Origin of the sequence: Streptomyces sp. NPDC057307, assembly GCF_042667665.1 — a bacterium.
Classification (GTDB): domain Bacteria; phylum Actinomycetota; class Actinomycetes; order Streptomycetales; family Streptomycetaceae; genus Streptomyces.
In genome coordinates, this window is record NZ_JBHUZM010000011.1 from 100,865 (window position 1) to 112,036 (window position 11,172).

The 11,172-nt window shown below is 70.7% G+C and carries 13 protein-coding genes; 7 read left to right on the forward strand and 6 right to left on the reverse strand.

Annotation, left to right across the window (positions count from 1 at the left end; genetic code table 11):
• Nucleotides 1-73: 73 nt before the first annotated feature.
• Both serC and ACFUN8_RS07295 read left to right on the forward strand, forming a co-directional pair.
• Nucleotides 74-1,192: a phosphoserine transaminase gene (gene serC, locus ACFUN8_RS07290; RefSeq protein WP_383632777.1), complete on the forward strand. Its 1,119-nt coding sequence runs from the start codon at nucleotides 74-76 to the stop codon at nucleotides 1,190-1,192.
• A gap of 303 nt (nucleotides 1,193-1,495) precedes the next feature.
• Nucleotides 1,496-2,113 (forward strand): Uma2 family endonuclease, encoded by a 618-nt coding sequence (locus ACFUN8_RS07295; RefSeq protein ID WP_383632780.1) that lies wholly within the window; start codon nucleotides 1,496-1,498, stop codon nucleotides 2,111-2,113.
• Nucleotides 2,114-2,116: 3 nt separating this feature from the next.
• On the opposite strand, the gene ACFUN8_RS07300 is transcribed toward ACFUN8_RS07295, so the two are convergent.
• Entirely contained in the window at nucleotides 2,117-2,944 is an 828-nt protein-coding gene (locus tag ACFUN8_RS07300) for an ABC transporter permease (RefSeq protein ID WP_383632784.1), read from the reverse strand.
• The gene (locus ACFUN8_RS07305) at nucleotides 2,941-3,924 is read right to left on the reverse strand and encodes an ATP-binding cassette domain-containing protein (RefSeq protein ID WP_383632787.1); all 984 of its coding nucleotides are present in this window, start codon (nucleotides 3,922-3,924) and stop codon (nucleotides 2,941-2,943) included. Before ACFUN8_RS07305 ends, ACFUN8_RS07300 begins: the two co-directional genes overlap by 4 nt.
• Before the next feature lie 82 nt (nucleotides 3,925-4,006).
• On the opposite strand from ACFUN8_RS07305, the gene ACFUN8_RS07310 reads away from it, so the two are divergent.
• On the forward strand, nucleotides 4,007-4,765 hold the full coding sequence (locus ACFUN8_RS07310) for a TetR/AcrR family transcriptional regulator (protein ID WP_383632790.1): 759 nt from the start codon (nucleotides 4,007-4,009) through the stop codon (nucleotides 4,763-4,765).
• 121 nt (nucleotides 4,766-4,886) lie between these two features.
• Here the strand turns inward: ACFUN8_RS07310 and ACFUN8_RS07315 are convergent, their stop codons facing one another.
• Nucleotides 4,887-5,918 carry a phosphotransferase gene (locus tag ACFUN8_RS07315; protein ID WP_383632793.1) on the reverse strand — a complete coding sequence of 344 codons (1,032 nt, stop codon included), beginning with the start codon at nucleotides 5,916-5,918 and terminating at the stop codon, nucleotides 4,887-4,889.
• A gap of 23 nt (nucleotides 5,919-5,941) precedes the next feature.
• Nucleotides 5,942-6,937: a WD40 repeat domain-containing protein gene (locus ACFUN8_RS07320; protein ID WP_383632796.1), complete on the reverse strand. Its 996-nt coding sequence runs from the start codon at nucleotides 6,935-6,937 to the stop codon at nucleotides 5,942-5,944.
• Nucleotides 6,938-7,002: 65 nt separating this feature from the next.
• Here ACFUN8_RS07320 and ACFUN8_RS07325 point away from each other — a divergent pair, with 65 nt between their 5' ends.
• Nucleotides 7,003-7,719 (forward strand): GDSL-type esterase/lipase family protein, encoded by a 717-nt coding sequence (locus tag ACFUN8_RS07325; RefSeq protein WP_383632799.1) that lies wholly within the window; start codon nucleotides 7,003-7,005, stop codon nucleotides 7,717-7,719.
• Here the strand turns inward: ACFUN8_RS07325 and ACFUN8_RS07330 are convergent.
• Entirely contained in the window at nucleotides 7,679-8,158 is a 480-nt protein-coding gene (locus tag ACFUN8_RS07330) for a carboxymuconolactone decarboxylase family protein (RefSeq protein ID WP_383632826.1), read from the reverse strand. The genes ACFUN8_RS07325 and ACFUN8_RS07330 overlap by 41 nt on opposite strands.
• Nucleotides 8,159-8,283: 125 nt before the next feature.
• Between ACFUN8_RS07330 and ACFUN8_RS07335 the strand changes: the two genes are divergently transcribed.
• Entirely contained in the window at nucleotides 8,284-8,805 is a 522-nt protein-coding gene (locus ACFUN8_RS07335) for a MarR family winged helix-turn-helix transcriptional regulator (protein ID WP_383632802.1), read from the forward strand.
• A gap of 71 nt (nucleotides 8,806-8,876) precedes the next feature.
• Here ACFUN8_RS07335 and ACFUN8_RS07340 read toward each other — a convergent pair whose 3' ends face one another.
• Nucleotides 8,877-9,053 (reverse strand): hypothetical protein, encoded by a 177-nt coding sequence (locus ACFUN8_RS07340; protein WP_383632805.1) that lies wholly within the window; start codon nucleotides 9,051-9,053, stop codon nucleotides 8,877-8,879.
• A gap of 51 nt (nucleotides 9,054-9,104) precedes the next feature.
• Between ACFUN8_RS07340 and pip the strand changes: the two genes are divergently transcribed.
• Both pip and ACFUN8_RS07350 read left to right on the forward strand, forming a co-directional pair.
• A complete protein-coding gene (gene pip, locus ACFUN8_RS07345; RefSeq protein ID WP_383632808.1) occupies nucleotides 9,105-10,094 on the forward strand; it encodes a prolyl aminopeptidase in 990 nt (329 codons plus the stop codon).
• Between the two features lie 74 nt (nucleotides 10,095-10,168).
• Nucleotides 10,169-11,152: an aldo/keto reductase gene (locus tag ACFUN8_RS07350; RefSeq protein WP_383632811.1), complete on the forward strand. Its 984-nt coding sequence runs from the start codon at nucleotides 10,169-10,171 to the stop codon at nucleotides 11,150-11,152.
• The last annotated feature ends 20 nt before the right edge of the window (nucleotides 11,153-11,172 follow it).

Sequence of the window (11,172 nt, forward strand, 5' to 3'; positions counted from 1 at the left end):
TGCCCCGCCTCCCGTATCTCACGACGTGAACCGCTCCCGTGACGGCCGACGGAAAACGTCTAGGCTGCCGCCCGTGGCCGATATTCAGATTCCCGCTGACATCAAGCCCGCCGACGGTCGTTTCGGCGCTGGCCCCTCCAAGGTGCGTACGGAGGCGGTGGACGCCCTGGCCGCCACCGGTACGTCTCTCCTCGGCACGTCCCACCGCCAGGCCCCGGTGAAGAACCTGGTCGGCGCGGTGCGCGACGGTGTGCGCGAGCTGTTCCAGCTCCCCGAGGGCTACGAGGTGATCCTGGGCAACGGCGGCTCCACCGCCTTCTGGGACATCGCGACGCACGGTCTGATCGAGAACAAGTCGCAGCACCTGACCTTCGGTGAGTTCTCGTCGAAGTTCGCGAAGGCGTCGAAGCTCGCGCCGTGGCTGGCCGAGCCGACCGTCATCTCCTCCTCGCCGGGCACCCACCCGGACCCGGAGGCCGAGGCGGGCGTGGACGTCTACGCGCTCACGCACAACGAGACCTCCACCGGTGTCGCCGCCCCGGTCAAGCGGGTCGCGGGCGCCGACGAGGGCGCGCTCGTGCTGGTCGACGCGACGTCCGGCGCGGGCGGCCTGCCGGTCGACATCGCCGAGACCGACGTCTACTACTTCGCCCCGCAGAAGTCCTTCGCCTCCGACGGCGGCCTGTGGATCGGCGTCTTCTCGCCGGCCGCGCTGGAGCGCGCCGCGCGCGTCCACGGCTCGGGCCGGCACGTGCCGGAGTTCTTCTCGCTGCCGACGGCGATCGACAACTCGCTGAAGAACCAGACGTACAACACCCCGGCGCTCGCGACGCTCTTCCTGCTGAACGAGCAGCTGACCTGGCTGAACACCCAGGGCGGCCTGGCCTGGTCGACCGCCCGCACGGCGACGTCGGCGCGGGCGCTGTACGGCTGGGCGGAGTCGTCCAAGTACGCGACCCCGTTCGTGCTCGACCCGGCGCACCGCTCGCAGGTCATCGGCACGATCGACTTCTCGGACGAGATCGACGCGTCGGCGATCGCGAAGGTCCTGCGCGCGAACGGCATCGTGGACACGGAGCCGTACCGCAAGCTGGGCCGCAACCAGCTGCGGGTGGCGATGTTCCCGGCGATCGACCCGGCGGACGTCGAGGCGCTGACGGCGTGTGTCGACTACGTGATCGACAAGCTCTGACGCAGCAGGCGGCCACTGGCGCACGGCGCGTTCCGAACGCCGTGCGCCAGTAGCTGATCGCGTTCCCCGCCTACGTACAAGGCGAGTGCCCTGGTCGTCACGGTGCCGCAGGCGATCCACACGTGCGACCCGGCCTGGTCGCCGCCGACCAGGCCGGGCAGCGCCCCCTTGCCGACTGCGACCAGCCCCGCCCCGCCGCCGCTCCTCGGCACGCCGTGACCCAGGCGGACTCTCCGCGTTGAAGTCAGGTCAGCCTGACTTCGAGTGGGGTTCGGTCACCCGCGTATCCGTCAAGGGAGCCCCATGTCCACAAGTTCGGCCCCGCAGGCGCCAAGTGGCTCTCCGGAGACCCTGCTCAGGGTGGCCGACCGCCTCATGGATCAGCATCCCGGCTACCGGGTCGAGATCATCGGCGGCGCCATCAGGATCGCCCCGCTCCCCGACGCCGGTCACGCCAGGACCCTGACCGACCTCATGCACGCGTTCATCGCGGTCGATCTGCACGGCGGGGAGTCGGAGGTGCTTCAGGCGATCGGTCTCTGGCTGCCCACCGGTCCGGAAGACTTCGCCATCCCGGACCTGTCGGTGGTCGACAGTGATCTCGACAACCGTATGGTCCAGTTCAACTGCTACGACCCGGCCGCGTTCCGGCTCGTCGTGGAAGTCACCTACCTCAACTTCCAGCAGGACCTGCGCGACAAAGTCACCGCTTATGCAGAGGCCAAGATCCCCGTCTACGTGATCGTCGACCGCAAGCACAATCGTCTGCATGTCTTGACCGAGCCCATCGAGGGTGGCTACGCCAGCCACCGCATCCACGCGCCCGGTGAGCAGGTCGTCCTCCCGGACTCCATCGGCGCCGAGGTGAAGCTCGACGTCTCCGCCCTGCTCAAGGCCGGGGAGCCCAGGAAAGCAACCTGACCCTCACCGGCTCAGCCGCTGGAACCTCCGCACCGCCAGCGGTACGAACACCAGCGTGATCGCCACCGGCCAGGCCACCGACAGCAGCAGCGCGTGTTCCTCCGGCCAGCTGCCGCCGCTCGCCACCGGGTTGCCGAAGAGTTCGCGGGTCGCCGTCACCGTCGCGGACACCGGGTTCCACGCCGCGACCGTGCCCAGCCAGTCCGGCATCAGCGACGGGGCCACGAAGACGCTGGAGATCATCGTCACCGGGAAGGCGACGGCGAAGAGGCTGCCCGCCTGTTCGGGGCCGGGGAGTACGAGGCCGAGCCAGACTCCCACCCAGATCAGTGAGAAGCGCAGCAGCAGGAGCAGGCCGAAGGCCGCCAGGGCGGCGGGCAGGCCGCCGTCCGCGCGCCAGCCGATCGCCAGGGCCGTGAGCGCGAGGATCGCCAGTTCAGCGCCCGCCGTGATCAGGTCCACCGCGCCCCGGCCCGTGACCACCGCCGACGGCGCCATCGGCATCGAACGGAACCGGTCGTGGACGCCCTTGCCCGCGTCGGTGACGAAGGCCGTCGCCGTGTTCATGAAGCCGAAGGCCATCGTCATGGTGAACATGCCCGGCATCAGGAACTCCCGGTAGTCCCCGCCGCCCGGCACCTTCATGGCGCTGCCGAAGACATAGCCGTACAGCAGCACGGAGACGAGCGGGAAGCCCAACGTCCAGAGGATGAAGGAGGGTTGGCGCTGGTAGTGGGTCAGGCTGCGGCGTACGAGATTCCAGCAGTCGACCACCGCCCAGTACGCGCGGCCGTGCGTGCCCTCCGGTGCGAGGCCGACCTGAGTCGTCATGCCGCCACCTCGGTCTTCGTTGCTGTCGCGGGAGCCGGTTCCGTACGGTGGCCCGTCAGCCGCAGGAACACGTCGTCCAGGCTCGGCCTGCGCAGACCGAGGTCCTCCACCGCGATCCCCCGGTCCCGCAACTCCCGCGCCACCTCCGTCAGCGCCGCCACCCGGTCGCTGACCGGCGCGTGCACCCGGCGTGCCTCGGTGTCCGTGCCGGGCGTCGAACCCGCGACGCGGGCGACCAGTTCGGCCACCTCGGTGAGTGCGTACGCCTCGCGCACGACGACCTCGATCAGATCGCCGCCCACGGTGTTCTTCAGCTCCGCCGGGGTGTCGTCCGCGATGGCCCGCCCCCGGTCCATGACCGTGATGTGCGAGGCGAGTTTGTCGGCCTCGTCCAGATACTGCGTGGTGAGCAGCACCGTCGTACCGCCCGCCACCAGCGCCCGCACCGCGTCCCAGACCTCGCCGCGCCCGCGCGGGTCGAGCCCGGTCGTCGGCTCGTCGAGGAACAGGACCCGGGGGGCGAGGATCATCGACGCGGCGAGGTCGAGCCGGCGCCGCATGCCGCCGCTGTAGCCGCTCACGCCCTTGCCCGCCGCCTCCACCAGATCGAATCGCTCCAGCAGTTCCCCGGCGCGCAGGGCGGCCCGCCGCCCGCCGAGGTGGAAGAGCCGGCCGAACATCTCCAGGTTCTGCCGGCCGGTGAGCATCTCGTCCACCGCCGCGTACTGCCCGGTGAGCCCGATCAGGCTCCGGACGGTGCGCGGGTCGCGGCCCACGTCGACACCGGCGACGGTCGCGCGCCCGCCGTCGAGCGTGAGCAGGGTGGCGAGCGCGCGCACCGCTGTGGTCTTGCCGGCGCCGTTCGGGCCGAGGAGCCCGTGGACGGTTCCGGTGCGCACGGCGAGGTCGAAGCCGTCGAGGGCGTACGTGTCCCCGTACCGCTTGCGGATCGCTTCGGCATGTACGGCGTATTCGGTCATTGCCCCTCCAAGGAACTGAGTACGGTGTACCCGCGAAGCGTACACGGTACCCAATTACTCTCCGGCCCACTACGCTGAGGCCATGACGACGACGGAAAGCAGCGGCAGCGGCGACGTTTCACGCAGCATGGAGCTCCTCTGGGGCACCGGCGAGCGGGCCACCCGCGGCCCGAAACCGGGGCTGACGCTCGACCGGATCGTCACGGCCGCCGTCGAGATCGCGGACGCCGAAGGGCTCGCGGCGGTCTCGATGCGCAGGCTCTCCACCGAGCTGGGCGCGGGCACGATGTCGCTCTACCGCCATGTCCCCGGCCGGGCCGAACTGGTGGACCTGATGCTGGACCGCGTCCAGGGCGAGAACGGCCGTCCCCCGGAGACGGCGGGCTCAACCGGCTGGCGGAAGACCGTCGAAACGGCGGCCCGCGAGGAACTCGCCCTCTACCAGGCCCACCCCTGGCTGCTCTCCGTCAACCAGACCAGGCCCGTCCTCGGCCCCGGCGCGGTCGGCGGCATGGAGTCGATGCTCGCCGGGACCCGGGACATGGGGCTCACCGACCCTGAGCTGGTCTCCGTGATCATCATGATCAGCGGTTACGTCTCCGGGGTCGCCCGCACCCAGGTGCACTCCGTCGAGGCACAACAGACGACCGGCATCAGCGACGACGAGTTCTGGCGGGCCCAGGAGCCGATCCTGTCGTCGGTGATGACCAGCGGCCGCTACCCCCACATGGCCGCGCTCGGCGAGGACGCGTTCGGCCCCGACTTCGACCACTTCGAGTTCGGCCTCCAGCGCCTGCTCGACGGCCTGGAGGTCCTGGTCGAACAGCGCACGAAGCGCTAGCGATCCGAGTCGCACGGCCCTTTGAACTGCGGTTGTCGTTACCGCCGTGCCAATGACTGACGGTGGGACGACTGCGGAGCCGCGTCCGCCCCATACTGCCGGAGCTCGAAGCGCTCGGCATCTACCCTGCGGCGAACGCGTCCTCGACCTGATCGAGGCGTTCCGTCCACCAGTGCAGCAACGCCTCGTCCGCCGTGAAGAGTTCGTCGAACGAGAAGTCACCTCGGTCGTAGTGGAACTCCAGTTGCCAGAAGTCCGTCATTCGCTTCCACCACAACCGCCGGGCGCCATCCAGCAACGCCGACGTCTCCAGCGGAACCACGGAACGGTAGCCGCGCACGAAGGCCGTCACGCGAGGAAGATCGAACACCCCGTCCACACCGAACTGCACCTGCGCGGTCCGGGCGACCTCTTCCGCGTACGGGCGAACAGCCACACGATCCCAGTCGAGTACGGCGGCAAGGTCCCCGTCCTTCCAGAGCAGGTTCCGGTACTGGACATCACCGTGCGTCCACCCGTGCGGGCCCTCCGGGACAGCGTTCTGTGGGCGGATCCCGGCGTGCTTGGTGATCAGTGCCCGACGTCGATCGAGAGCATCCACAGCCGCCGCGTCGAACCCAACGCCGTTTCCCTTGCCGTGCACGAGGCCGGCGAGCCGGTCAGCCTTCTCGGTGGCCCGCTCGGGCGGCGTGGCCTCCGCGGTGAGGACATCAGGACCTGCGGGCAACAGACCCCGCCCGCAGACGACCTTCAGGCCCATGTGCAGCCGCCCCAAGTGAGCCCCGAGCGAGGCTACCTGGGGGACGCCGAGGTCAACTCCTCGGACGTGGGCACCGTCCACCCAGGGGAAGGAACACCAGATGCCTTGATCGATCTCAGCAACCAGCGAACCCGAACTCGTGGCCACCGGCACACTCACCGGGACGCCGCCGGAGGCAAGCGCCGACAACACGGAAAGGTTGCGCACCAGCCGATCGAGCGGCACGTCGGTGACGCGTTTGAGGGCGAACACCCCGGCTGAGGTGTCCACTCTCCAGTTCGCGTTCATGAGCCCCTCAGCGAGGTACCTGTGCTCCCGCACCTCTCCATAGCGGAAAGCGCCGGCCAAGTCGGCGACGACTCCGCTCGGGATGGCAGCAGTGGCATCAGTCACACCCGGGACGATACGGCAGCGCGTCAGGCGCTGCCCTTCTTGCGTCGGAACAGCAGGAACAGCGCCGCCGCGCCCACCAGTGCCACCGCGCCGATCGTGACGTTGCCGCCGTCGGCGCCGGTGTCGTCGCCCGTGCTGCCGTCGGCCGCGCTGCCGCCGCCCGACGAGGAGCCGCCGTCCTTCTCGATGTCGACGCGGTTGACCTCGCTGCGCGTGCCCTCCGTGCCGAACATCAGGGCCGAGCCGTCCAAGGTGTACGTCACCGACTCCGCCTGCCCCTGGATCGGGGCCCGGACCCGGTGGTCCGCGCCCGGGCGGCCGTTCTGCCACGCGTAGCCGCGCGCGCTGAAGTACGAGCGCAGCACCAGTTCCTTGCCGTCCGGCGAGAACGCGCCGTCGGTCACCCAGGGCACCTCGGCGACGCGCGTGAAGGTGTTCGTGCCGCCGGTGGTCAGCTTCGCCGGGCCCTCGTAGAGGCCGCCGCCGTCCTCGTTCTTCGAGGCGATGTAGACGCGGCCGGTGGTGGGGTGGACCATCAGCGCCTCGGCGTCGCGTGGGCCGTCCGCGTACTTCACGGTGAACTGCGTCGCGTCGACCGTCGTGTCCGCGAGCCGCTCCGGCTCCGGGAAGCGGTAGATCCAGACGTGGTCCCAGCCGCCGTTGAGGTTGTCGCCGATGTCACCGACGTAGACGTCGCCGTCCGCGCCGACGGAGATCGCCTCCATGTCGCGGGGCTCCCCGACGCCGCGCATGGTGATCGTCGCGACGGTCTCGCCGGTGCGTGAGTCGACGCCGTAGATGAGGGGCTTGTCCTGGTCGTTGTGCGTCCAGTAGATACCGGGGTGCGCGCGGCTGGCGGCCAGGCCGCTGGACTCGGTGATCCGCGGGTCCGTGATCCGGAAGCTCCGGTCGGGGTCGGCGGCGGGGGCGGCCGTCGCCACCGGGGCGGCCAGGGCGAGCGTCGCCGCCGCTGCCAGGGCGGCGGCGAGACGCGAGGACGGGCGGAAGACCTTGACCATGACCCAAGACTGCCACCTCACGGGCCGGGCTCGGCCGCCCGCCCACGATCGGGGATGATGATCCGATGCGTTTCATGTTCGTCGGCGACTCGATGACCATCGGCCGCGCCGGCGACTTCACCTGGCGCTACCGGATGTGGCAGCACCTGAACGCGTCGTACGGTGGCCCGTACGCGATCGTCGGCCCGCGCACCGGGCTGTACGACGCCCGGTCCGACGCCCCCGTCTCGTACGCGTACGGCGCCCCCGACTTCCCCGCGGAGGCGTGGCCGCATCTCGCGGGCTGGGGCGAGGGGTGGCAGCACATGGCGCCGGTGATCCGCGGGGCGGTCGCCGCGCACCGCGCGGACACCCTGCTCGTCTCGCTGGGCCTCATCGACCTCGGCTTCTACACGAACAGCGACCAAACAGCCCTGTACGCACGGGAGTTCATCGCCGAGGCGCGGGCGGCGAACCCGCGTGTACGGATCGTGCTGCTGCCCGTCATACCCAACATCCGCGCCGACACCGACCCGGCGTTCGCCGCCGAGGTCGAGCACTTCAACAACCTGCTGGCCAAGGCGGTCGCCGACCTGGACGAACCGTCCTCCCCTCTGCTGACGGCCTCCCGCCCCACGTCGTACGACATCCACCGCGACACCTACGACGGGACCCACCCCGGCCCCTCGGGGGAGTTGCTGCTCGCCGGGGCGTTCGCCGACGCGATGCGGCAGGCGTGGGGGCTGGGCGCGCCGTACGCCGTCACAGCGCGGCGAGTTGGGGATCGAGCGGGGCGCGGGTGAGACGGTTGGCGAGGGTGGAGAGGGTGTACGTGCCGATGCCGAGGACGACTTCGAGGGCGTTGCGCGCGGTGTAGCCGTGCGCGAGGAACGCGTCGAGTTCGGCGTCGGCCACGTCCCCGGCGGTTGCCAGGACGGCGAGGGTGAACTGCCTTACGGCTTCGAGCTGTTGGTCCGCCAGGGCCCGCTGCTCGGTCAGAGCGGCGATCAACTCGCCCGCCGCGCCCAGCTTCCGCAGCTTGCCGCTGTGCATGGCCACGCAGATGTGGCACTCGTTGCGGGTGACGACGGTCATGACGACGACCTCGCGCGCCACCGGATCGAGCGTCGCGCCGTCGAAGAGGGCGGTGAGCTTCTGGAACCCGTCGAGCAGCTGGGGCGAGGTGGCGAGACGGGCGGTGGCGGACGGCAGAAACCCCAGATGGCGGGTGGTGGCCTCCATGGCGCGACGGGAGCCGGGGGGTGCGGTGTCGGGGGTGTGGTCGACGAAGGTGGTACTGGCTCGCACGGAGCCCTCCTCGGAGATGGACAGCCCGGGGAAAGCCGGACGGCCCTAGAATGGACAACATGGTTGACGAAAAAAAGGTAAACCAGGTTGTCGATTCTGGCAACCGGACAACCGGCTCCGACGCGCCCGGGTACGAGCTGCCGCTCCTCCTCTTCGCCGGATTCCGGTCCCTGATCGACCAGTTGCACGCGGAACTCGCCCGCCAGGGCCACCCGGAGGCCCGCCCCGCGCACGGCTTCGCCATGCAGGCGATCGGCATCGACGGCGCCACCGCCGCCACCGTCGGCCGCCGACTGGGCGTCTCGAAACAGGCCGCGGGCAAGACCGTCGACCGCCTGGTGGCCCTCGGCTACGCGGCACGCACCGACGACCCCACGGACGCCCGCCGCAAACTGGTCCGCCTCACCCCGCACGGCCTCGACGCGCTCGCCCGCTCGGCCCGCATCTTCGACGACCTGCGCGCCCGGTGGGCCGCGACCCTCGGCCCCGACCGGCTGCGCGCCCTGGAGGCGGACCTACGCGCGGTCACCCCGCCGGACGCGTTCGGACTGGACGCGGAGGGCTGGCTCGGCGGGCCGTGAGCGGGTGGGCCGTGAGCGGGTGGGCCGTGAGCGGGTGGGCCGTGAGCGGGTGGGCGCGTACGCGTCCGGCGTCACTCGCGCCCGAACGTCCACCCGGGCGCCCGCCCGACGGCCGGCCCGAGCGCCCGCCCGCATCCACCGCAGGCCACCGACTCCGGGTCGTCGTTCAGCCGCCCGCACTCCTCGCAGACCAACTCCAGCATGCACGGCGGCTCGCCACCCTCGACGTCGTCGTCCCGCTGGGCCATCGGCGCACCTCCACCACCAGCGTACGCAGCCCACCCCGAAGGAGACCTCCCATGGACCGGCGCCCCGGCGAGCTGTACCCGCCGATCGAGCCCTACGACCACGGCATGCTCGACGTCGGCGACGGCAACCTCGTTTACTGGGAGGTCTGCGGCAACCCCGCCGGCAAGCCCGCGCTCGTCGTGCACGGCGGCCCCGGCTCCGGCTGCAAGCCGCGCACCCGGCAGTACTTCGACCCCGCCCGCTACCGCGTCGTCCTCTTCGACCAGCGCAACTGCGGACGCAGCACCCCGCACGCGAGCGACCCCGCCGTCGGCCTGCGGCACAACACCACCGACCGTCTCATCGCCGACATGGAGCAGTTGAGGGTGCGGCTCGGCATCGACAACTGGCTGCTGTACGGCGGCTCCTGGGGCTCGACGCTGATCCTGGCGTACGCCGAACGCCACCCGGAACGCGTCTCGGAGATCGTCATCCCGAGCGTCACCACGACCCGCCGCACCGAGATCGACTGGCTCTACCGGGGCGCCGGACAGATCTTCCCCGAGGCGTGGGACCGCTTCCGCGCCGGTGCGGCGGCCGACGGCGAAGGTGCCGACACGTCGAGCGTGGACACCCCCGCGCTCCTCGCCGCGTACACCCGCCTCACCGAAAGCCCCGACCCCGCCGTACGCGCCAGAGCCACCGCCGACTGGTGCGCCTGGGAGGACGCCGTCCTCTCGCAGGAACCGCACGGCTCCGCCGACCCGTACAGCGGCCGGCCCCCGGCCGCCCGCCAGGCCCTCGTACGGATCTGCGCCCACTACTTCTCCCACGGCGCCTGGCTGGAGGAGGGCGCGCTGCTGCGCGACGCGGGACGGCTGGCAGGGATCCCGGGGGTGCTGATCCACGGCAGATACGACCTCGCCGGCCCTCTCGGCACCGCCTGGGAACTGGCCGCCGCCTGGCCCGGCGCCCGGCTGGTCGTCGTGGAGGACGCCGGGCACAAGGGCAGCGCCACGATGCGCCGCGAGGAACTGGCGGCGCTCGACGGGTTCGTGTGACACGCGGTGTTCATGTCGCACCCGGCGAAGTGACTCTTGCTTCGAGGGCGCTCGAAGGCGTTGGCTGTGGAGTCATGAAGTACACGCAGCTCGGACGCACCGGACTCAAAGTCAGCCGACTCGTCCTCGGCACCATGAACTTCGGACCTTTCACGAACGAGGCCGACAGCCACGCCATCATGGATGACGCGCTCGGCGCCGGCATCAACTTCTTCGACACCGCGAACGTCTACGGCTGGGGCGAGAACAAGGGCCGTACGGAGGAAATCCTCGGCACCTGGTTCGCCCAGGGCGGCGGCCGTCGCGACAAGGTCGTGCTCGCCACCAAGGTGTACGGGAACATGGCGGCGGACGGCGACGCGTGGCCCAACCACGACAAGCTGTCGGCACTCAACATCCGCCGCGCGGTGGACGCCAGCCTCAAGCGGCTGCAGACCGACCACATCGACCTGTACCAGTTCCACCACATCGACCGCGACACCCCGGTCGAGGAGATCTGGCAGGCGATAGACACCCTGATCCAGCAGGGCAAGATCCTCTACGCCGGTTCGTCGAACTTCCCCGGCTGGAAGATCGCCCAGACCAACGAGACGGCCCGCCGCCTCGGCTCGTACGGCCTGGTCAGTGAGCAGTGCCTGTACAACCTCGCAGAGCGCCGCGCCGAGATGGAGATCATCCCGGCCGCGCGGGAGTACGGCCTCGGGGTCATCCCCTGGTCGCCGCTCCAGGGCGGGCTGCTCGGTGGCGCGATCCGCAAGGAGCGCGAGGGCGGCTCCGGAAAGCGCTCGGGCGACCGGCTCGCGGACACGAAGATCCGTGAGCAGATCCAGGCGTACGAGGACCTGCTCGACAAGCACGGCATCGAGCCGGGCGAGGCGGCGCTGGCCTGGCTCCTCACGCGCCCCGGCGTGACGGGCCCGATCGTCGGCCCGCGCACGGCCGAGCAGTTGGAGTCCGCGCTGCGCGGGGTCGAACTGGAGCTGTCGGACGAGGTACTGACCTCGCTGGAGGAGATCTTCCCGGGTCCGGGGCCGTCGCCGGAGGCGTTCGCCTGGTAGTTCACCGGGGTGTACGGGCG